Raw genomic sequence first — 20534 nt, 5'->3', positions numbered from 1 at the left:
GAAAGGGCTTTCGCCCGCAGGAGGTTGGGGATCCTGTGAAATCTGTGCAAGGTCTAGAAAGCGCTTGCCGGAGGCGGTACGGTCCAGCCGCCAGCCTTGTCGCCGTGTCGGAGGAGTCGCGAGTGAGACGTTTCGACATCGCCGTGCCGGCGGCGCTGACGCTGAGCGGTGTGCTGATCGCTGTGCTGGCCGCTGTGCCGGCCGCCGGTTTGGCGGCCGTACCCGCGGCCCAAGCCGCTGACGGTGTCCGTGCCGCTGACGGTGTCCGTGCTCATGGGGGTCGGGCGGCGCTCGGTATCGACAACTGCACTGCCACCGCATGCCACTTCGACGTCCCTCCGGGCACGTACGACGTGACGGTCGTCCTCGGCGGCGGCGACAGCGGGTCGAGCACGAGTGTCAGCGGCGAGACCTGGCGCGCCCTGCTCCCCGAGACCGCCGCCCCGGCCGGCGAACGCGTCGTCCGCGGCTTCACGGTCGACGTCCGCACACCCGAGGGCGAACCGACCGGTGCCGACGGAACTTCCGGACTGGACCTGGCACTTGGCGGCTCGGCACCGGCCCTGGCCGACATCAGGCTCACCCCCGCCCGGCACGCCCGGCAGCTCTTCCTCGTCGGCGACTCCACGGTCTGCGACCAGAGCGCCGACCCGTACACCGGCTGGGGCCAGCGACTGCCGCAGTACCTGCGCAAGGGCGTCTCGGTCGCCAACTACGCGGACTCCGGGGAGAGTACGGTCACGTATCTGGGGAACCCGCGGCTGTGGGCCACGGTCCGGCCGCTGATCCGCCCCGGCGACCTCGTCCTGGTCCAACTCGCCCACAACGACAAGACGACCGACGAGACGACGTACCGGGCGAATCTCGAGACGCTGGTCGCGGGCGTGCGGGAGCAGGGCGGCCGACCGGTCCTCGTGACGCCCATCGTGCGCCGCTGGTTCAACGCCGACGGCACACTGAACAATGCAACGGCGTTGCTGGTCAACGGACTTGGCGTCGACCACCCGGCGGTGATCCGCTCGGTCGCCACCGCGCAGGACGTACCGCTCATCGACCTCACCGCCGAGACCAAGGCGCTGGTGGAGTCGCTGGGCGTGGAGGGCTCCAAGGCGCTGTATCTGTACGACGAGAAGCGCGACAACACGCACACTTCGGTGTACGGAGCCACGGTCTACGCGGGCCTGGTCCGCGACGCGCTCGTCGCCCGGCATCTGGTGCCCGGAGGCACCGTGCGGGCGGGATGAACGCCTGGGGCGACCCGACCGGAACCGGGACGCCCCCAGGTTCTGGCCCTGGTTCCGGCTTCGCCGGGCCCGGACCCAGGCTTGGAATCGGCCGCGTAAGGAAAGAAACAGCAGATGCACCTGCCCCCACCCGACTCCGACCGCAGCCCTCGCACCGGCTACACCCGCGCCCACTGGGAGGCGGCCGCCGACGCCCTCCTCGCCGCGGTGGAGCCGTACGCCACCGAGGACCGCGCGCTCTACCACTTCCCCGGTGACCACTTCCCCGGCGGCCGGGAGAGCTGGTCGGGCCGGCTGTCGGACGGCCTGGAGGGCTATGCCCGCACGCTGCTGCTGGCCGCGTTCCGCCGCGACGAGACGGCGCTCGAACGGTACGCGGACGGTCTCGCGGCCGGGGTCTGCGGTGTCTGGCCCCGCATCGGGGACCGTAGTCAGCCGCTCGTCGAGGCCGCGTCGATCGCCCTCGCGCTGAGACTGACGCGCCCACTGCTCTGGGACCGCCTCGACGACGGCGTCCGACAGCGCGCGGCCACCTGGCTCGGCGACGCGCTGACCGCCGAACCCTGGCCCTGCAACTGGGAGTTGTTCCCGGTCACGGTAGGCGGCTTCCTGGAGTCGGTCGGCCACGAACCGGAGGCCTCGCGGAAGGCGATCGACCGTGGCCTGGAGCGTATCGAGCGGTGGTACGTCGGCGACGGCTGGTACACCGACGGCCCCGGCCGCGCCTTCGACTACTACAACGGCTGGGCGATGCACCTCTACCCGGTCCTGCATGCCTGGCTGGCCGACGACCCGGACCTGCTCGCGCTCTACGGCGGCCGGCTCGACGCCCATCTCGCCGACTACGCCCGCCTGTTCGGCGCCGACGGCGCCCCCCTGCACCAGGGCCGTTCCCTCACCTACCGCTTCGCCACCACCGCCCCCCTGTGGCTGGGCGCGCTGACCGGCCACACCCCGCTGGACCCCGGCGAGACCCGCCGCCTGGCCTCGGGCGCGCTGAAGTACTTCCTGGAACGGGACGCGGTCGACGAGCGAGGCCTGCTGACCCTGGGCTGGCACGGCCCCGACGAGTCGGTCCTGCAAGGCTATTCGGGACCCGCCTCCCCCTACTGGGCGAGCAAGGGTTTCCTCGGCCTGCTCCTGCCGCCCGAACACGAGGTGTGGACGGCGCGGGAGTTGGCCGGACCGGCCGAGCGGGGCGACGCGGTCATCGCGCTCGCCGCCCCCAACTGGCTTCTCCAGTCGACGAGTTCGGACGGCCTGGTACGCCTGCACAACCACGGCAGCGAGGACGTCCGTTACGACCCGTACTACACGCGGTTCGCGTACTCGACGGTGACGCGTCCGACCGGCTCGCCCCCGGACAACGCGGTCACGGTCGGCGGCGACGCGCACCGCGAGGGCATCGTCCCGCTCGGGGTGGGGGAGGGCTGGGCGGCCTCACGGCACGTGCTGAGTTCTGGACGAGCCGAGGTCGTCAGCCTGGTGGTGGCCGAGGGGGCGGTGGAGGTACGGGCCCACCTCGTGTCCGGCGCGGAGCCGGGGACGGAGGTACGGGTCACGGGTTGGGTGCCGGGCGAGGGCGAGGGCGGGGGCGGGGGTGAGCGGGCGGAGTTGGTGCCTGTGCACGGGCTGACGGGAACGTTCCCGTCGCCTGGCGGCGTTGGTGGCACCGGTGTTACAGGGGGTGGTCCCGCGACTCTCTTCGTCGCGCTGGCTCGTCTCACCGCCGAGCCGGACCCTCTGCCCCTCCGGGAACTGGTGTCGGTGGAGGTGCAGAGGGTGCCGGCTGGCGGCAACGCTCAGGGTGCGTCGTACGACCTGAACGTCCGCTGGCTGGAGACGGGTTCGGAGAGCCGTTTCCGCTTCACGGGCGTCACGGGTGTCATGGGCGTCATGGGCGTCATGGGCGTCACGGGCGTCACGGGTGTCACGGCTTCAGACGGGCGATCCGCAGCGTCTTCGTGGTCGGTGAAGCTCCGGTGAGCGGTGTCGCGTAGGTCGGTGCCACGGGAGCGTATGCCCAGGTCAGTGTGCCGTCCTTGAGGACCGCGATGTCTCCGGTGACACGCGTGGTCACCACCTTGTCCGCGCTCTGGACCTTGCCGGTCCAGTCGACGAGACGGAAGTGGGTGCCCGTGAAGGTGCCGGTGCAGGTGCCGCTGGTGCACTTCGTGGTCTTCAGGGAATCCCAGGACACGAGGAGCCGGTCCTTGCCGTACGGGGCGACGTGGACGTTCACGTTCTCGGTGCCGACCGCGCTGGTGAGGTAAACGGCCTTGCCGGGACCGGAGTTGCGGTCCTTCATGAACGCGAGCGCGACCTGATGTGTGCTCGTCCTCGGTGTCACCGTCCAGCCGCGACCGCTGGAGTCGGCCGGGTTCTTCTTGGCCGAGGCAGCGCCGCGAGAGGCGAAGGCGGTGACGTAACGGCCGGTGGACGACTTCACCAGGTCGCCGGTGCGGCCGGGGAACGTGCCGCCGCAGTACCCGGCCCAGCACTGCTCGCGCTGCACCACGGGCGCGGTGTCCGGAGCGCCGATCCCGGTCGAGACGAACAGCCCCGAGCGCCAGTCGTCGAAACAGAGGGAGGTGAAGGCGCCGGAGGTCTCGGCGTGCAGCGCGATGCCCTCGTTGTGGCTGCAACCCCAGCTCCACCCCCCACTCGACTTCGCCCCTTTACCGCTGACATACGCCATCTTGTCGCCGTAGTGACCGTCGGCGAAGCCGCCGGCGCCGTGCACGACGAAGTAGGCGCCGTACTTCGTGCCGTTCCACGTGAGTTGCCCGTCGAGCAGCGGGGCGGTGTCCTGGGAGGCGGTGCCGGTGAGGTTCGTACGGAAGGTCTGCTTGCCGCCCGTGTAGCGGACGATCGCGGCGGCCGTCTCCTTCCACTTGTTCGTGTCGGCGACCCGCGTGAGCAGCGCGAAGCCGTCGTCGTGCGCGACCAGTCCGCCCACCTCCTTGGCGCCCTTGACGACCGTGTCGGCCCCCGAGCGCGCCCCGGCGGCGGTGAGCGGCGTGACATGGACACCGTCCGCCGCGGGCCAGGCGACGCGAAGCGTGCCGTTCGGCGCGGCCGCGGTCGCCGTCCGCGTCCACTCCCGGGTGCCGTTGTAACCGGCGGACAGGTAGGGGAACCCGGTGGCGAGGGTGACCGCGGTGCTGGTGGGGGCGAGATTCGGGGCGGTCGTCGCCGCCCCGGCGGACGCCCACCACGCGCCGGCGAGCAGCCCGGCGACCGCGAGAGCGCCGATCACGGGCTTGCGCGCGGTGCGGATACGGCGGTGGTGCGTGGTGCGTGGTGCAGAAGTCATGACCTGGGGTTGCCGCGGGGGAGGAAAAGGTTGCCGCGCCCCGATGGTGATGGTGATGGGGATGAGGACGGGGATGGGTGTGGCTGGTGGGGTGGAAGGAATCTCCGTTGCCGTGTGCGAGAGGTGTCCACAAGAATCCGTGCATGACTTCTGCCATCCGTCATGTGACGATCGACAGTTCCGACGCCTACGCCCTCGGTGCCTTCTGGTCCGAGGTCCTCGGCCTGCCTCTCCACGAGGACGACAAGCCGGGCGACCCGGAGGCCCTGATCGAGGGCGCGGGCCTGCTCTTCGTCACCGTCCCGGAGCCCAAGACCCAGAAGAACCGCGTCCACCTCGACCTCCAGCCCCAGGACCGCACCCGCGAGGAGGAGGTCGACCGCCTCCTCACCCTCGGCGCCACCCTGGTCGCCGACCACCGCAAGCCCGACGGCACGGGGTGGGCCCTCCTCGCGGACCCGGAGGGTAACGAGTTCTGCGTGGAGCGCAGCGCGGGGGAGCGGGCCGGATAACAACTCCCCCTCCGGGAAGCCTTCTGGGCTTGCGCGCGACGGACACCCCGGTCGGCACACGACAGATCGCGCCGACCGGGGCGGATGGGGTAGGGGGTACGGAGGGGTTCGGGGGTACCGGGGTATCGATGCATCGGCCTCGGCCTCAGTGCTCGCGCGGCCGGTATGGGGCGCGTAGCTCGTCCTCGGGGGTCGGGCCTGCACCGAGCTCCACGGCGTGACACCCTCGGGCGGCCTGGTCATGCGCGCACAGGTTGCTCAACGAGAGAGTCAGGTCTTGGGCTTGACGGTACGTCCGGGGCGGAGCTTGCCGTCCTCGTCGAGATCGTTCAGCACCGCGGACAGGCCGACGCGCAGCATCTTCCGCCGGACGTGCCCCAGGATCTGGGTCATCAGGAGCCCGCTTGCCCCCGTGAAGCCCGTGTGGTCGTAGGTGAAGCGCGTTCCCCTGCCATGCGGTTCGATGGAGTAGGCGACCTCGGTTGTCTCGCCGCCGCCATGGTCGGTCCACGAGTAGCGCAGCAGCCGGGGCTTGTTCACCTCCAGTACGACGCAGTCGACGATGCCGCTCCAGCCGGGCTTGGGCTTCGCGATGAACTGGAACCGGGCACCGACGGTGGTGGTGAACCCTTCCGGGCGTGCCCCGGCCCCGGTCGCGGTCCATAGCGGTATGAGCCCGGGGTCGGTGACGGCGTGCCAGACCTTGGCAGGGGAGTGCGGGTAGTCACGAACGATGTGGATGGCGCTCATGGGTGCTCCCGAGGCGGTCGAGTGCAGGATTTACAGCTACTGAAAATTTACAGTAGCAGTAATATTCCGCCCGCTGCACTACTCTGTCGTCATGAGCACGGTGGACTGGACGGCATGGCACCCGCAGCCCGCGGAGCCCGAGGCCGAGGGGCTGCGGGAGCGCAAGAAGCGCCTGTTGCGGCAACGCCTGTCCGACACCGCGACCGAGATGTTCCTGGAGCGCGGCTTCGACGCCGTCCGCGTGTCGGAGATCGCCCAGGCGTGCGGAGTCTCGGAGAAGACGGTCTTCAACTACTTCCCCACCAAGGAATCGCTCATCCTGGACCGGGGCGAGACCACGCTGGCCAACCTGCGCGCTGTCCTGGCCGACACGGACCACTCTCCGGTCGAGGTGGCGCTGCGAATCCTCTTCGATGAGTTGCGAGCCATGACCTCCTGGATCGCCGCGCAGGAGGACCCCTGCCAGGCCGCTGCCACGATCAGGCGCTTCGGTGCACTGACCAGGTCCACACCCTCGCTGCGGGCCTACCACCAGGACATGACCGACCGGCTCGTCACCGTCGCGGCCGAGGTGCTGGCCCAGCGCACGCACAGAGAACCGGACGACCCGGAGCCGCGGATCGCGGCAACTGCCCTGCTCGGACTGTGGTCCATCCAGTTCCAAAGCCTCGGGAAGCATCTGGACGGCGCCCGCACGCCGGCACAGATCCATGAGGCGGTGACCGCCGACGTCGGCCGCGCGGCCAAACTCATCGACACTGGCCTGGCCTCACTCGAAGACGCCGCTCCGACGCGCTGACATGCTCAGACTCGGATCGCGTGCGATCCGCGAGGGCGAGCGATCCGCACCGCGTGCACCGGGCAAAACAGCGGCACGTCGCCCGGTGGGCTGGTGCGATCCTTCGGCGAGGCTGCCGGCTCGGGCTCCGGCAGGCGTGTGCGTGGGCGCTCGCGTTCAGGGGACCGGTGATCATCCGGTGGTGTCGGGCGTATCAGGCGCGGTCGTGGAGAGTGACCTGGTAGCCGTCGGGGTCGGCGAAGGTGAAGGTCCGGCCGAAGGGGCCGTCGATCGGCGCGGAGACGATGGTGTGGCCGTCGGCGACGAGAGCATCGTGGATGGCCTGGACGTCGGTGGCGTGGAGCCAGATCGCGGCACCGATGCCGGGCTGGGCGACGGATGCGAGATCGGTGCCGGGAACGATGTCGCGGAGTGCGAACGCGATCGGCTTCGTCTCGAAGACGACGGCGTGCGGAGGTCCGGCCGGTGAGCGGACGAGGCCGAGGTACTGCTCGTAGAACGCCTGCGAAGCGTCGAGGTCGCGCGCCTGGAGTGAGATGAAGTCGGGGCCGGTGGCGGGCATGATGATGCTCCTTGTCTCGTGTCAGATTCCTGACATGGCTCAATGTATGTCAGAATCCTGACATGAGTCAAAACGGTTTTGGCGTAGACCTGGACAAATCGCTGGGCTACCTGCTGAAAGAGGCTTCGAGCGCCCTGCGCGTAGCCATGGAGGAAGTACTGCGGCCACTCGGGATGAGCGTGACGCACTACTCCTGCCTCGAGCTGCTGGCTCAACGGCCGGGCTTGTCGAACTCCGAGCTCGCGCGGGGCGCGTTCGTGACCCGGCAGTCGATGAACGTGCTGCTCCAGAACCTGGAACGAGAGGGCTACGTGACCAGGCCTGCGGAGGCGCCCGTCGGGAAGGTTCTTCCCGCGCGGCTCACGCCTCGCGGTCGGCAGAGCCTGGCCAAGGCGACCGTGGCGGTCCGGTCCGTCGAGGTCAGAATGCTGGCCGGGATGACCGAGACCGAGCAGTCAGGTGCGTTCCGGATCCTGCAGAGCATGATTCATTCCCTGCGCGATGGCGGCGACGGTGCATAGCTCGTTCCTCGGCGCACGTCTCGTCGCGCCCTGACAGAAGCGCGGCCAGGAGCGCGGCCGAGCGTGAAAATCGGTTGCAGGCGACCTCGAAAACCGACAGCTCTCTGAATTCACATACTCTGAATTCACATATTCAGGAGATAGGGGACACAGGAAACCCCGGGTTCTGCCGCGCCGAACGCCACGCTCGCTCGTGTCCGCTCTCGATCGGTCGGCGTGCGGCCGAGTACGCCGGCACACATGGCAAGGGCCGATGTGGCGAAGTCGACTGGCTGCGCGCCTAAGGACGGAGGGCTTTTCGTCGGCCTGTGGCGGCGGACCGTGCGATCGCGTCAAGGAGTCGGTGACGCTTGACGGCATGGGTGAAGTCCGGGGCGACAGCCGTTCCGTGGACGAGGTCGTCCCGAATCGCGGCGTAGGCGTGCACCAGCGTGTGGATCGCTGTTCCGGCCAGGCCGGGATAGTCGTCGTAGCCGCTGGGCAACGTGATCTTCGTAGGCCGACCGCCGCCGCGTGTGCCACGCACTGTGACCGGACCGATGTGCGGGAACTCGGCGGCGGTCACCTCAAGTCTCCCCTCCGTGCCGTCGATGGTCAGAGAGAACCCCGCACCCGATGCCGCGCCTCCACGGTGGTGGACGGACAGGATCGCCCCGCCCGCCACGGTGCCCGAGATCGCGATCTGGTCCTCGGCGGTCATCGCAACGACCCGCCCGGTGCGGCCGAGGGGAACCTGGCGGCGCCGGGTAGCGGTCGTGGCGACCACGTCCTGAAGCTCGCCGACGACCATCGACACCAGGTCGATCGCGTGTCCGAACGCGATGGTCAGCATCGTGGCCCCGAGCTCGCGGTGGAGGCCGCGGTCGGTGTTTCGCGACGGCTCTCGATGCTGCTCGACACTTCTGTTCCGGACTTCCGTTCCGGACGGTACCGAAGTTTTGCCGCACCGTCACGGCCCTCATGCGCGGAGAAAAGGCTCACCAGGGCGAGTGAAGGGGTGCAGCCGCTATGCGGGCCAGCCGAGCAACGCCGTGTCGACGATCTCATCGAGCTCAGCAGGGCCGAGGCCGTTGGCGGCCTGCACCGCGATGCCGAAACCCATCGCCATGATGAACCGGGCAAGACGCCGAGGGTCGGCGTCGCGCGGAAGATCACCCTCGTCGACGGCGCGCCGGAAGCGCTCCTCGAGGCGGACCCCCGCGCCGTTGCGCCAGTCGACAAGCAGGTCGTGGACGGCCCGGCTCTCGTCGCTCGACGCCAGCGCACCCTGCACGGTCAGGCACCCGGAGGGGCCGTCGGGAGGGGTCGTGGTGCAGACCGCTCCACGGAGGAACGCCAAGGCCACGGCCCGTGCGGTGGGCTCCTCCAGGGCGCGCGCGGCATAGGCGGCCGGCCCCGCGCCGTAGCGCTGGAGGGCCTTGCGGAACAACTGCTCCTTGTTGCCGAAGGCCGCGTACATGCTCGTCTTGGTGATCCCCATGGCGCCGGTCAGTTCAGTGAGGCTCGCACCTTCGTACCCTCGCGCCCAGAACACCCGCATCGCGCGTTCCAGTGCCTGGTCGACGTCGAATCCTCGAGGCCGACCCATGACGGCCCTACCGGAGTTACTCATGCCACAAGCGTACCTCTCGGTACAGATCTATGCTGACCAGCGGTTTCATCCTGCCCAGCGTGACGAACGCAGTTCAGTACCGATCGGTCTTGATGTGCTACGGTTCTGTACCGACCGGTACTTGATGGACCGGTACTTGATTGACGGGAAGGGAAGTCCGCGCCATGAAAACCGTTTTGCTCGGCAGCCTCAAGGTCTCGCGCATCGGTCTCGGAGCCATGGGAATGTCGGCGTTCTACACCGGCGCCGGCCAGTTCGACGACGAGTCGATCCGCACGATCCACCGCGCTCTGGACCTCGGGGTCACCCATATCGACACCGCTGAGGTGTACGGCCCCTTCATCAACGAGACGCTGATCGGCCGGGCCGTGCAGGGGCGCCGAGACGAGGTCGTGCTCGCGACCAAGTTCGGACTGGTCTCCCATACCGGCGGCACGGCTCCGGACAGCACTCCGGCCAACATCCGCCTGGCCGTGGAGGGATCACTGAAGCGCCTGGGTACCGACTACATAGACCTCTACTACCAGCACCGGGTGGACCCCGGCACGCCCATCGAAGAGACCGTCGGCGCACTGGCCGAACTGGTGGCCGAAGGCAAGATCCGCCACATCGGCCTGTCGGAGGCCGGCCCCGCCACGATCCGCCGCGCTCACGCCGTGCACCCGGTCACCGCGGTCCAGTCCGAATACTCCCTGTGGACCCGCGACCCGGAGGCCGAGATCCTGCCCGTCCTGCGCGAACTGGGTATCGGCTTCGTGCCGTACTCCCCGCTTGGCCGCGGCTTCCTGACCGGCGACATCCGCTCCCTGAACGATCTCGACACCGACGACTGGCGCCGCACCAACCACCGCTTCGCCGACGGCAACCTGGAACGCAACCTGCGAATCGTCGACGAGGTCCGGGCCGTAGCCGCCGAGATCGACACCACGCCCGCGCAGGTCTCCTTGGCCTGGCTGCTCGCCCAGGGGGACGACATCGCGCCCATCCCCGGCACCAAGCGAGTCGCCCGGCTGGAGGAGAATGCCGCCGCCGACCGTATCGAGCTCACTGCCGGCCACATCGCCCGCCTGAACGACCTGCCCCGGGCCTCCGGCGAGCGCTACGACGCGGACAACATGGCCGCTATCGACCGCTGATCGAAGACAGCTCAGCCTCGGCCCGACACTAATCCGCAATCCGCGCCGGCGCAGGTAGGCGCGGTTCCTGTGGGAGGCGTACGACTTGTCCTGCTCGGCGGCCAGGGGCGAAGTTTGGTGGTGAACTCGCCGTGCGAACCGCCCAGTTCGTGATGGCGGGACGTGGTGTCGGCTACTCCGGGTCGTTCTCTCGCGGCCAGTGGGTGAGTGCCATGTGCAGGGCGTCGATCGCCTTGTCCCAGGATCGTTGTACGTCCCGGGGGGCGCCGAAGCCGCCGCCTGCCTCCAGGATGCAGTAGCCGTGGAAGGTGCTGCGCAGCAGGCGGACGGCGTCGGTGAGGTCGGGTTCGGTGAGGTTGTAGGCGCGGAGTAGGCCGTAGGTGATTTCGGCGGTGCGGCGTGGGGTGGGGGATTCGGCGGCCAGGGACTGGTCTAGGTCCTGGTCGATGCGGATCTGGGTGGCGGCGTACCGTCCCGGGTGTTGTAGGGCGTACTCCCGGTAGGCGCTCGCGAAGGCGACCAGCGCGTCCTTGCCGGCCAGGCCGACTACGGCCGCTGCGATCCGGTCGATCATCTCGCCGCCGACGAGCAGCGCGAGCCTGGTGCGCAGCTCTCGGAGGTTTTTGACGTGCGAGTACAGGCTCGCGTCCTTGACTCCGAAGCGCCTGGCCAGTGCCGAGATGCTGACGTTGTCGAAGCCGACCTCGTCGGCCAGTTCGGCGGCGGCTTCGACGAGGCGGTCGGTGGTGAGGCCGACTCGTGGCATGGGAACCGCCTTGTGTGCGCTCGGGGGTGGTGGAGGTACTGGGCCGGATCTTAGGGCTTTCGCAGGTGGGAGGGCGGGTGCGTGCTCTGGTAACGTGCCGCGACGCAACGCCGGGGGGTGGTGCGGGGTGAGGTTTCGCCAGTGAGGAAGGACGCCGAAGAGGTGTCTTCGGCCGCGAGCTCTGTTTCCGTTGAGAGTTCCGCTTCCGCTTCCGTGTCTGCGGGATCGAAGACCCTCGCCGTGCGGGAGACCGCCAAGTCCCGTACGGTCGTTAGGCGTTCGGGTGGGGCTGGCGGGTCGTCAGGAGGCGTTCCGCAGAATCCCAACCGAGGGTCGGATCCGCCGCCCGCGGGTCTGGGATGACCCCGCGAGACGCCTCGCAGAACAACGTCGCAGCACAGGAAGGCGCGCAGAGCAGTGGTTGACAGATCGCCGATATCCGATGACGAATGGCGGGCGTTCGTCGAGGAGAGCGAGCGCGGGGCTGCCGCGTCCGCGCCGAAGGAGCCCTCGGCTCGGGCCCGTATGGTCACCGAGCGGTTGCGGGGCCAGGGTGAGCCGGAGGGGTGGCGGACCGGGCCCGCCTCGCGGGAGTTGGACGGACGCGCCGGGCGGCGGCGAAAACTGTGGTCCGTACTCGGAGTCGCCTTGGCGCTCGGTGTCGTCGTCGTGTCGATCAAGCCCTCGTTGCTGCCCGGCGACCCGTTCTCCATGGGGGAGCCGGAGGTCGCCGCCGGGTCGCCGCTGCCCGCCGAGACCGCCGCTCCGACCGGTGCGCCGGCTCCCGCGCCCGAGCAGGTTCCCACCATCGACAGGCCGTTCGCCGGTTCTCCGGCGCTGAGTTGGGCCGATGGCGAGGCGGGTATCGTCCTGCCGGCCGCGACGGCCGTCGGGTCGGCATCCAAGCAACGGGTCACGCAGGCACTGGAGTTGACCAGAAAGCTGCTGGTCGGTGCGAACCTCGACCCGAAGACGCTGCGCGGCGAACGTCCCGCCGCGGCGCTCTCGCTGCTCGACCCCAAGCAACCGGACCTTCTCAACTACCTGAACACGTCCCTCCGTTCCCCGGACGAGAAGAACGACCCGCTGACGCTGTTCAGCCGTTTCGACCCCGACGAAGTCCGGATCGTGGGTGACGTGGTCAAGACGCGGGGGCGGATGACCTTCAAGAAGGGCGAGTTCGCCGGTGTCGCCGTGCACGCCGACTACACCTTCGTCTATCCCGTCCGCCTCGCCGAAGGCTCGAACGAGGTCACCCGCACCATCGTGCGGCGCGTGATCGACGTCGAACTCCCCGACCCCGCGCACTACGACGTCACGGCCGGACGACTGGTCCTCCACAACCGCGACCAGCAGCTCGGCAACTCCGCCTGTGACGTCTACGACGGTTTCCTGCACCCGGAGTTCAGGGCGACCGCGTCCGCCGGACCCGACCCGACCGGTCCGACCAAGGATCCGTACGACCGCAGCAAGGGCGTCGGTGAGGGCGACGCGTCCGACAGTTGCGGAACCGTCTCCCGCGTCTGATCGCACCTATCGGCACAGCTCAGGGCACGGGGATGAAATCACGGGCCTCGCGTGGCTCGGGCTGCGATCATGGGCGGATTCCCGACCCGAGCCCCAAGGACGCGCCCGCCATGCCCGTGCCCGCCGATCCCACCGTGCTTCACCCGATGCCCGAGCAGCCTCGGGTGGTGCTGCTCAAGCCGTTGGTGACGTCCCCGTTGATCGAGGTCGGGGAGTACACGTACTACGACGATCCCGACGACGCGACCGCCTTCGAGGCGCGCAACGTGCTCTACCACTACGGGCCGGAGAAGCTGGTCATCGGCCGTTTCTGTGCGGTGGGGACCGGCGTGCGGTTCATCATGAACGGCGCCAACCACCGTATGGACGGCCCCTCCACCTTCCCGTTCCCCACCATGGGCAAGTCCTGGGCCGAGCACTTCGACCTGCTCACCGGCCTGCCCGACCGGGGGGACACCGTCGTCGGCAACGACGTCTGGTTCGGTTACGGCGCGACGGTGCTGCCGGGCGTCCGGATCGGGCACGGGGCGATCATCGGCGCCGGGGCCGTGGTCACCGCCGACGTGCCCGACTACGGGATCGTCGGCGGCAACCCGGCCCGCCTCATCCGGGTCCGCTACAGCGCGCCGGACGTCGCCCGGCTGCTCGCCGTGGCCTGGTGGGACTGGCCCGCCGAGCACCTCACCGAGCACATCCGGACGATCATGTCCGGCAGCGTCGAAGAGCTGGAGGCCGCGGCCCCGGACGCTCCCAATTCCACGCCGGGGCCCGGCTAGTCGGGGCAGGAGCGAGGCTCAGCCGATCGGCGCGTACAGGACGCCCAGCTTGTCCATCTCGTCGCCCGCGCGGCCCGTGAAGCCGACGATCTGCCAGCCGGACGGCGCGGTGAAGGTGGCCGTGTCGGTCGTCGCGGTGCCGGAGGCCAGCGTGCGGCCCTTGTCCGTCGTGAACGCCGCCGAGAAGATCCTGGTAAGGCCGTCCTTCTGACCCTGCGTCACCTTCACCGAGGTGAGGTGCTCACCCGTCGCCAGCGTCAGCGACGTCGCCGTACCGCCCGTGCCGCCGTGGGTGAGCGTCGTGCCGCCGTCGTGGGTCAGCGTGACCGCGTCCAGGCGGGCGCCGCCGCGCAGGGTCAGCGTGCGCGGGGCCGGGGTGGCCGGCAGGTCGTCCGCGTCGTTGAAGGCCGTGCCGTGCGGGCCACCGATGAAGTCACTCGCCCGCAAAGCCGAGTTGAGGGTGTAGGAGAAGTCGACCGTGTGCGGGAAGTGGTCCGAGAGGTTGCCGCCCGCGGAGTCCAGGAACGACGCCCACTCGTTGTTGTAGCGGGTCGCGTTCAGGGACAGGAGCTTGCTGCCGCGGTAGAGGACCTTGTCCACGACCTCGCAGTCGTTCGTCGGCGCGGTCGTCGGGCACAGCAGCGCGTCCGCGCCCTGGGTGGGCCGGGTACCGCCCTTCACCAGCTTGACCCACGCGTCCGTGAGGCCGTTCTCGTCGGCGAGGACGCGGATGTTGTCCCCGGCGCGGGTGTAGCGCGTGTTGGTGTCACCCATCACGAGCACCGCGTTGCCTGACGAGTTCGCCTTGATGAAGTCCGACAACTGAAGGACGTTGGCGCGTCGGGCGGCCAGCGCGTCGGCCGAGTCGTCGGCATTGGTGTGGACGTTGTACAGGTCCAGGAAGACGCCCTCGGCCAACCGGACCCGGGCCAGCGTGAAACCCTTCGGCGTAAGGCAGTTGGTGCCCGTGCAGGCGTTCCACCGCACCCGCTCGAAGTCCTCGAAGGCGTAGTCCGAGAGGGTGTTGAGGCCGTCGCCGATGGCCGCGCCGCCGCTCGTGGCGGTGCGGTACGGGTGGTTGTCGCCCGCGTAGAGCGCGGCGTGGTAGTTGAAGTCCTCCTCCACGTTGACGATGTCGTAGGCCCCCAACCGCGGTGAGATCAGCGGGGTGTTGGTGGCCGGATGGCCGGAGCTCAGTCCCTCGGGCAGGCCCGCGACGTTGTACGTCAGGATGTTGAAACTGCCGGACGCGGCGGCGGAGGCCGCCTGGGCGGGGGCCGCGGCGGCCGTGGTGAGGCCGGTCAGGGCCAGGACGCCGGCGGCGAGGGTGCCGATGAGTCGTCTCATGTGGGGGTGTCTCCGGTCGGGGAGGAGCAGGGGGAGAGTTGAACAAAGCTCAGATTGAGGCCGACCGGAGGGACGCACAAGGTCTGTTGAGGAAACAGTGGGTGCTGGAGGGAGAACGCGGGGGGAAAAGGCGGAGGGAAGACGCTTACCGCCCATCCGGTGTCAGGCTGTCGGATCCAGACCGTTCGACAGCCCGGTGTAGGCCGGCTTCGCCGCAAAGCTCTCGTTGTACGGCAGCGCCGCCCCGTACCCGTTGAAGGTGCCCGGCACCCATGAGTACTTGTCGCTGACTCCCCACACCGTGACGCCGGCGCAGCGCGGCACGCCGAGGCAGTTCTCGGTCGCCGTCTTGTAGTCGGCGGACTGCTGGGCGAGTTCGGCCGAGGAGGCGGGCAGCGGGATGCGGACGTCCAGCTCGGTGATGGACACCTCCAGACCGAGGTCGGAGAACCGCTTCAGGTTCGCCTTCATCGACGCCGGGAGCTTGCCGACCTCGAAGTGCGCCTGAAAGCCGATCCCGTTCAACGGCATGCCCTGGGAGAGGAGTTGCTGGGCCAGCGCGTACAGGGCGTCGCTCTTGGCGTTGTCCGCCTCGGTGTTGTAGTCGTTGATGTACAGCTTCGCGGCGGGGTCGGCGGCGTGCGCCCAGCGCAGCGCGTTGGCGATGTAGCCGGTGCCGAGCTTGTCCTGCCACAGCGAACTACGCATCGAACCGTTCTCGTTGAACGCCTCGTTGACCACGTCCCACGCGTACACCTTGCCCTTGTAGCGCCCCACCTCGGTGTCGATGTGACCCTTGAGGATCGTGTTCAGCTCGGCCGCGGAGAAGTTGCCGTTCTTCAGCCAGGACGGCAACTGCGCGTACCAGGCCAGGGTGTGACCGCGTACGCCCTGGCCGTGGGCGGCCGCATGGGCCACCAGCCGGTCGGCCGCCGCCCAGTTGAAGCTGCCCCGGCTCGGTTCGACGGCGTCCCACTTCATCGCGTTCTCCGCCGTCACCGAGTTGAACTCCCGGTCCAGGACGGCGGTGTACGACGCGTCGGAGGTCAGCGGGGTGTCGCCGACCGCCGCGCCGATCCTCACCCCGCGTGCGTCGGCGTGGCCGCGCAGGGTGGTGGCGGCCGAGGCCTCCGGCGTCAGATACGGCAGCGCGAGGGCCGCCGTGGCGACGAGCGCGCCCGCGACGGCGAGCGGGACGGGATGCGCAACGCGGCGGCGGTGACGGTGAGTTCCCGGTGTGTGGGGCACGGCTGCTCCTCAAGGGGGTGGGGAGTGGCGCAGGACGCGGGTGCTTCGCCGGTGGGTCGCCGCCGCCGGACGTAAGGTTGCCGGGGACTTCGGGAACTGCGCCGAACACGGGAGACGGGCGGGGGCCGTATGGCGTACAAGGCACGGAACAGACGACTGCGACGACCACCGGACGTCACGCCCGGCACCGGCCAACCCCTGTGGAAGCAACGGGACTTCAGTGTCTTCTGGGCCGCGCAGACCCTGTCCTTCCTCGGTGACTCCTTCGCCCTGATCGCCCTGCCGCTGCTCGTCCTCCAGGTCACCGGCTCGCTCGCCGCCATGGGCCTGCTGACGGCGGTCGGCGGGGCCGCCTCGGTCGTGGCGGCGGTGTTCGCCGGGGCGGTCGTGGACCGGGTCGACCGCCGCCGCCTCCTCATCGCCTGCGACCTCGTGCGCATGGCGCTGTACGGGCTGATCCCGCTGGTGTGGCTGGTCGGGCCGCAGGTCTGGCTGCTGTACACCGTCCTGCCGCTGTGCGAGGCCGTCGGCATGCTCTTCGCGGTCGGCTACGTCACCGTGGTCCGCGGCCTCGTCGGCACCGGGCAGCTCACCGAGGCCAACGGACGGCTCAACGCGACCGCCGCCGCGGCGGGCGTGCTCGGCCCGGTGTGCGCGGGCGCGCTCACCGCCTGGACCGGCCCGGCCGCGGCGGTCGGCGTCGACGCGGCCAGCTTCGGTGTGTCGGCGGCCTGCCTCTGCGTCGTACGGATCCGGCGGCGACCGCCGGACGACCTACGACCGTCGGACGCCCTGGCGAAGGAGCCGGACGGTCAACGGCCGGACGGTCAACAGCCGGGCGAGCGGGCCGGGTTGTGGCAGGACCTGCGGGTCGGGGTGGCGTTCCTGTACGGCCATCCCGTGCTGCGCGCGCTGACCGCGCTGCTGTTCGTCTTCAGCTTCCTCACGCTCGGCCTGAACGACCTCGTCATCTACCACCTCAAGCACGACCTCGGCCATGACGACGGCACCGTGGGGTCCGTCATGGCGGCCGGGGCGCTCGGCACCGTCGTCGGTTCGCTGGCCGTGGCCCGGGTGCGCCGTCGGCTCGGTTTCGGGCCGACGTGGACGGCGGCGGTCGCGGTGTGCGGGCTCGCCGTCATGGGGCTGGGACGGGCGCACGACCCCCGCGTCGTGGGCGCGCTGTGCGCCGTGTTCCTGGCCGGGGTCGCCGTCGCGGGGACCTGTTCCCTGTCCCTGCGCCAGGAGGTGACCCCGGAACCGCTGCTGGGCCGGGTCACCTCCGCGTTCTGGACGGTGCAGTACGCGGCGGCCCCGGTCGGCGCGGCCGTCCTGACCTGGTCGGCGGAACGGCACGGCACCACGCCGGTCGCGCTGCTGGCCGGCGGGGCCTGCGTACTGATCGCGGGGGCGGCCCTGGCGACACCGGTAGGGCGCGCCGGGCGGGGATGACACCGCCCCGGCCCCGACTGGCCGGCCGACAGGGGAGCCTGCCGGCCGGCCATGCGAGGCGTCGGATCAGCCGGTCGTCGTGAAGACGAACGAGAACGTGGTGGCCGTCGCGTCGAGGAAGTACTGCGGGAGGGGGCCCGGGCCGCAGGACTGCGAACCGAGGCCGTGCTGACCGTGGTCGAGGTGGACCCACACCGTGTCCCCGGCCACCAGGTCGGTGCGATGCCGGGCGGCGTCCAACTGCTCGCTGGTCCAGCGGCGGGCGCTGAACCAGAACGCCGGATCGCCCTCGACGCGCAGTCCGCCGAGCTCCGCCCAGCGGACGTCGGCGCGGGCGCCGTTCTCCTGCGGACGGACGTACGGCGTCTGCATGCCGTCGACCGTCGACTGCCAGCGGCCGACCGTCGACGCCGTCGCGCTGTCCGGATACGCCTCCCCGGGGCCCCCGCCGAACCAGGTCACCGTGTCGGTCGCGGCTCCGGGCAGTCCCAGGCGGACGCCGAGACGGGGCAGCGGGACCGTCCAGTCGCCCTCCGGTGTGACGGACACGGTGAGCTGTATGCGGTCGCCGTCCGACGTCCACCTGTAAACCGTCGACAGGCCGACCTCCGCGGCGGCCGGCGCCACCCGGGTGCGCACCGTCAGCGCCCGGTCGCCGAGCTCCACCGCGTCCAGACGGTGCTGCATACGGTGCAGGCCCAGCTTGCGCCAGAGCACGCCGTGGCGGACGTCCGACTGCCAGGCCGCGCCGTCGTCGTTGTCGGTGGTCGCCCGCCACACGTCCAGTTGGGGGCCGGTCACCGCCACCGGGCCGAGGGCGCGCAGCGTGCCCGTGCGGGCGTCGAAGGAGGCCGGGCCCAGGGTGATCAGCCGTCCGTCGGACACCGGCCCCGTGGCCGCGACGACGGCCGGCCGGGTCCGTGCCGCGACCGGCGCCTGGCCCCAGGCCACCACATGGCCGGCGGGCGCCCACGGCGTGTCCTCGGCGAGCACGGCCCGCACCGTCCAGCCCGTCTCCGCACCGGCCGGCGGGTCCGCGGGCGGCTGCGGCAGCTTCACGTCCGCGAACTCGCCCGCCGCGAGCGCGGGCACCGCGAGGCCGCCCGTGGCGACCGTCTCGCCGTCGGCCTCGAACGTCCAGGTGAACGCCAGCGCCGACAGGTCCGCGAAGTCCTGCTTGTTGGTGACGCGGACCGTGCCGTCGCCAAAGCCCTCGACGGCGACCGGCTCGATCACCTTCTTGTACTCGACCAGGCCGGGGGACGGCGTCCGGTCGGGGAAGAGCAGTCCGTCGCAGACGAAGTTCCCGTCGTGCAGTTCCTCGCCGAAGTCGCCGCCGTAGGCGTAGCCCAGCTCCGGGTGCTCGATGCCGTGGTCGATCCACTCCCAGACGAACGCGCCCTGGAGCCGCTCGTGGGCCTCGAACAGCCGCTGGTAGTCGGCCAGTCCGCCGGGGCCGTTGCCCATGGCGTGGGCGTACTCGCAGAGGATGAAGGGCAGTCGGCGGCGCGTGTGGGTGCCGCCGTCCAGGTCCCGGCCGATCCGCTCGACCTCCTCGTGGGAGGCGTACATGCGTGAATAGACGTCTGTGTCACGGCAGTTGATGTCACCCTCGTAGTGCACGAGGCGGGACGTGTCGCGGCCGTGGATCCACTCGGCCATCGCGGTGAGGCCGCGTCCGGTGCCGGCCTCGTTGCCGAGGGACCAGATGACGACCGACGGGTGGTTCTTGTCCCGTTCGACCATGCGGGCGGCGCGGTCGAGGAGGGCGGGGGTCCAGCGGTCGTCGTCGACGGGGTTGTCCCGCCAGTCCTGCTCGACGAAGCCGTGGGTCTCCAGGTCGCATTCGTCGATCACCCACAGCCCGTACTCGTCGCACAGGTCGAGGAAGGCCGGGTGGGGCGGGTAGTGCGAGGTGCGGACGGCGTTGAGGTTGTGCCGCTTCATCAGCAGCACGTCCTCGCGCATCGTCTCCAGGTCGAGCGCGCGGCCGGTCTCGGGGTGCCACTCGTGCCGGTTGACGCCCTTGAAGAGGATCGGCCGCCCGTTGACCTTGATCAGGCCGTCCGCCAGCTCGACGGTACGGAAACCGATGCGCAGCGGCACCCGCTCGCCCTCGGTGACGAGGAACCCGTCGTACAGCTTCGGCGTCTCCGCCGTCCACGGCTGAACTGCCGTCGTCACGGCCGTTCCGGTGACGACATCGATGTCGAGGGCGGGTACGGACACCCGTCCGTCGACGTCGGAGTCGACGCACAGGGTGCCCTGGCCCGTGACGTGGTCGTAGGAGGCGTGCACGAAGAAGTCGAGGACGCTGCCCGCCGGGCGGTGCAGCAGGGTGACGTCACGGAAGATGCCCGGCAGCCACCACTGGTCCTGGTCCTCCAGGTAGGAGCCCGCCGACCACTGGTGGACGCGCACCGCCAGGACGTTGCCCGAAGGCTTCAGCAGCCGGCCGACCGCGAACTCGTGCGCCAGCCGCGAGCCCTTGAACTCGCCGATCTCCGTGCCGTTCAGCCACACCCGGGCGCAGGACTCGACGCCGTCGAAGCGCAGTACGGCGTCCCCGGCGGCGGGCCAGTCCGCCGGCAGGTCGAAGACCCGCAGGTGGTCGCCGGTCGGGTTGTCGGTGGGGACCCGGGGCGGGTCGACCGGGAACGGGTAGAGGTGGTTGGTGTAGATCGGCGACCCGAACGCGCCGTCGCCCTGGAGGACCCAGTGGCCGGGGACCGTGACCGTGGCCCAGTCCCCGGCGTCGTACCCGTCCGCGGCGAACGAGTCGTCCTCGGCGTCCGCCGTCGCCGACAGACGGAAACTCCACCGTCCGTTCAGCGACAGGGACTTCGCGTCCGAAGAGGCGTACCAGGCGCGGGGCGCGAGCGCTCCGGTGCCCGGTGACACGTCCTCGACGTAGTCGACGTCAGTGGTGCTGTCGCCGGCGTTGCCGGTGGTGCGGAGGGACATCT

The 20534-nt window shown here is 70.1% G+C and carries 17 protein-coding genes and 1 pseudogene; 9 read left to right on the top strand and 9 right to left on the bottom strand.

The genetic code is table 11. The features are described 5' to 3' along the window. Nucleotides 1-122 precede the first annotated feature (122 nt). A complete protein-coding gene (locus BMZ82_RS32935; protein ID WP_093781067.1) occupies nt 123-1244 on the top strand; it encodes a rhamnogalacturonan acetylesterase in 1122 nt (373 codons plus the stop codon). A gap of 114 nt (nt 1245-1358) precedes the next feature. Continuing rightward, nucleotides 1359-3230: a DUF2264 domain-containing protein gene (locus tag BMZ82_RS32930; protein ID WP_093781066.1), complete on the top strand. Its 1872-nt coding sequence runs from the start codon at nt 1359-1361 to the stop codon at nt 3228-3230. Here the strand turns inward: BMZ82_RS32930 and BMZ82_RS32925 are convergent. Next, nucleotides 3175-4560, bottom strand: a complete 1386-nt coding sequence (locus tag BMZ82_RS32925; protein WP_093781065.1) for a hypothetical protein — start codon at nt 4558-4560, stop codon at nt 3175-3177. The genes BMZ82_RS32930 and BMZ82_RS32925 overlap by 56 nt on opposite strands. A gap of 143 nt (nt 4561-4703) precedes the next feature. On the opposite strand from BMZ82_RS32925, the gene BMZ82_RS41045 reads away from it, so the two are divergent. Continuing rightward, nucleotides 4704-5072, top strand: coding sequence for a VOC family protein (locus BMZ82_RS41045; RefSeq protein ID WP_093781064.1), 369 nt, complete (start codon nt 4704-4706; stop codon nt 5070-5072). A gap of 270 nt (nt 5073-5342) precedes the next feature. Here BMZ82_RS41045 and BMZ82_RS32915 read toward each other — a convergent pair whose 3' ends face one another. After that, nucleotides 5343-5822, bottom strand: a complete 480-nt coding sequence (locus tag BMZ82_RS32915) for an SRPBCC family protein (RefSeq protein WP_093781063.1) — start codon at nt 5820-5822, stop codon at nt 5343-5345. 91 nt (nt 5823-5913) lie between these two features. Here BMZ82_RS32915 and BMZ82_RS32910 point away from each other — a divergent pair, with 91 nt between their 5' ends. Further along, nucleotides 5914-6621, top strand: coding sequence for a TetR family transcriptional regulator (locus tag BMZ82_RS32910; RefSeq protein WP_093781062.1), 708 nt, complete (start codon nt 5914-5916; stop codon nt 6619-6621). A 193-nt stretch (nt 6622-6814) separates the two neighbouring features. Here BMZ82_RS32910 and BMZ82_RS32905 read toward each other — a convergent pair whose 3' ends face one another. Continuing rightward, nucleotides 6815-7183, bottom strand: coding sequence for a VOC family protein (locus tag BMZ82_RS32905; protein ID WP_093781061.1), 369 nt, complete (start codon nt 7181-7183; stop codon nt 6815-6817). Between the two features lie 62 nt (nt 7184-7245). Here BMZ82_RS32905 and BMZ82_RS32900 point away from each other — a divergent pair, with 62 nt between their 5' ends. Then, on the top strand, nt 7246-7704 hold the full coding sequence (locus BMZ82_RS32900) for a MarR family winged helix-turn-helix transcriptional regulator (protein ID WP_093781060.1): 459 nt from the start codon (nt 7246-7248) through the stop codon (nt 7702-7704). Between the two features lie 280 nt (nt 7705-7984). Here the strand turns inward: BMZ82_RS32900 and BMZ82_RS32895 are convergent. Beyond that, nucleotides 7985-8584: pseudogene (locus tag BMZ82_RS32895) on the bottom strand (Gfo/Idh/MocA family oxidoreductase); the annotation flags it as partial. Between the two features lie 126 nt (nt 8585-8710). Next, complete coding sequence (locus BMZ82_RS32890) at nt 8711-9316, bottom strand: TetR/AcrR family transcriptional regulator (RefSeq protein ID WP_093781059.1); 606 nt, start codon at nt 9314-9316, stop codon at nt 8711-8713. Between the two features lie 164 nt (nt 9317-9480). On the opposite strand from BMZ82_RS32890, the gene BMZ82_RS32885 reads away from it, so the two are divergent. After that, nucleotides 9481-10452, top strand: coding sequence for an aldo/keto reductase (locus BMZ82_RS32885; RefSeq protein WP_093781058.1), 972 nt, complete (start codon nt 9481-9483; stop codon nt 10450-10452). Between the two features lie 172 nt (nt 10453-10624). Here BMZ82_RS32885 and BMZ82_RS32880 read toward each other — a convergent pair whose 3' ends face one another. Further along, the gene (locus tag BMZ82_RS32880) at nt 10625-11218 is read right to left on the bottom strand and encodes a TetR/AcrR family transcriptional regulator (RefSeq protein ID WP_093781057.1); all 594 of its coding nucleotides are present in this window, start codon (nt 11216-11218) and stop codon (nt 10625-10627) included. A 417-nt stretch (nt 11219-11635) separates the two neighbouring features. Here BMZ82_RS32880 and BMZ82_RS32875 point away from each other — a divergent pair, with 417 nt between their 5' ends. Together BMZ82_RS32875 and BMZ82_RS32870 are read left to right on the top strand one after the other, a co-directional pair. Continuing rightward, nucleotides 11636-12745, top strand: a complete 1110-nt coding sequence (locus BMZ82_RS32875; protein ID WP_093781056.1) for a hypothetical protein — start codon at nt 11636-11638, stop codon at nt 12743-12745. A 110-nt stretch (nt 12746-12855) separates the two neighbouring features. Continuing rightward, nucleotides 12856-13521 (top strand): CatB-related O-acetyltransferase, encoded by a 666-nt coding sequence (locus BMZ82_RS32870; protein WP_093781055.1) that lies wholly within the window; start codon nt 12856-12858, stop codon nt 13519-13521. Between the two features lie 18 nt (nt 13522-13539). On the opposite strand, the gene BMZ82_RS32865 is transcribed toward BMZ82_RS32870, so the two are convergent. Further along, nucleotides 13540-14868: a jacalin-like lectin gene (locus tag BMZ82_RS32865; RefSeq protein ID WP_093781054.1), complete on the bottom strand. Its 1329-nt coding sequence runs from the start codon at nt 14866-14868 to the stop codon at nt 13540-13542. Nucleotides 14869-15030: 162 nt separating this feature from the next. Next, entirely contained in the window at nt 15031-16116 is a 1086-nt protein-coding gene (locus tag BMZ82_RS32860) for a glycoside hydrolase family 10 protein (RefSeq protein WP_093781053.1), read from the bottom strand. A 129-nt stretch (nt 16117-16245) separates the two neighbouring features. Between BMZ82_RS32860 and BMZ82_RS32855 the strand changes: the two genes are divergently transcribed. Beyond that, on the top strand, nt 16246-17568 hold the full coding sequence (locus tag BMZ82_RS32855) for an MFS transporter (protein WP_093781052.1): 1323 nt from the start codon (nt 16246-16248) through the stop codon (nt 17566-17568). A gap of 66 nt (nt 17569-17634) precedes the next feature. Here the strand turns inward: BMZ82_RS32855 and BMZ82_RS32850 are convergent, their stop codons facing one another. Then, complete coding sequence (locus tag BMZ82_RS32850) at nt 17635-20532, bottom strand: glycoside hydrolase family 2 TIM barrel-domain containing protein (protein ID WP_093781051.1); 2898 nt, start codon at nt 20530-20532, stop codon at nt 17635-17637. Between the last annotated feature and the right edge of the window lie 2 nt (nt 20533-20534).

The organism is Streptomyces sp. yr375 (assembly GCF_900110755.1).
In the GTDB taxonomy this organism is placed as follows: Bacteria; Actinomycetota; Actinomycetes; order Streptomycetales; family Streptomycetaceae; genus Streptomyces.
This window is presented reverse-complemented; position numbering and strand designations above follow the sequence as displayed.

Coding starts and splice junctions, on each gene's coding strand:
- BMZ82_RS32930 (WP_093781066.1), top strand. CDS start 1,359: ATGCACCTGCCCCCACCCGACTCCGACCGCAGCCCTCGCACCGGCTAC.
- BMZ82_RS32925 (WP_093781065.1), bottom strand. CDS start 4,560: ATGACTTCTGCACCACGCACCACGCACCACCGCCGTATCCGCACCGCG.
- BMZ82_RS41045 (WP_093781064.1), top strand. CDS start 4,704: ATGACTTCTGCCATCCGTCATGTGACGATCGACAGTTCCGACGCCTAC.
- BMZ82_RS32915 (WP_093781063.1), bottom strand. CDS start 5,822: ATGAGCGCCATCCACATCGTTCGTGACTACCCGCACTCCCCTGCCAAG.
- BMZ82_RS32910 (WP_093781062.1), top strand. CDS start 5,914: ATGAGCACGGTGGACTGGACGGCATGGCACCCGCAGCCCGCGGAGCCC.
- BMZ82_RS32905 (WP_093781061.1), bottom strand. CDS start 7,183: ATGCCCGCCACCGGCCCCGACTTCATCTCACTCCAGGCGCGCGACCTC.
- BMZ82_RS32900 (WP_093781060.1), top strand. CDS start 7,246: ATGAGTCAAAACGGTTTTGGCGTAGACCTGGACAAATCGCTGGGCTAC.
- BMZ82_RS32890 (WP_093781059.1), bottom strand. CDS start 9,316: ATGAGTAACTCCGGTAGGGCCGTCATGGGTCGGCCTCGAGGATTCGAC.
- BMZ82_RS32885 (WP_093781058.1), top strand. CDS start 9,481: ATGAAAACCGTTTTGCTCGGCAGCCTCAAGGTCTCGCGCATCGGTCTC.
- BMZ82_RS32880 (WP_093781057.1), bottom strand. CDS start 11,218: ATGCCACGAGTCGGCCTCACCACCGACCGCCTCGTCGAAGCCGCCGCC.
- BMZ82_RS32870 (WP_093781055.1), top strand. CDS start 12,856: ATGCCCGTGCCCGCCGATCCCACCGTGCTTCACCCGATGCCCGAGCAG.
- BMZ82_RS32865 (WP_093781054.1), bottom strand. CDS start 14,868: ATGAGACGACTCATCGGCACCCTCGCCGCCGGCGTCCTGGCCCTGACC.
- BMZ82_RS32855 (WP_093781052.1), top strand. CDS start 16,246: ATGGCGTACAAGGCACGGAACAGACGACTGCGACGACCACCGGACGTC.
- BMZ82_RS32850 (WP_093781051.1), bottom strand. CDS start 20,532: ATGTCCCTCCGCACCACCGGCAACGCCGGCGACAGCACCACTGACGTC.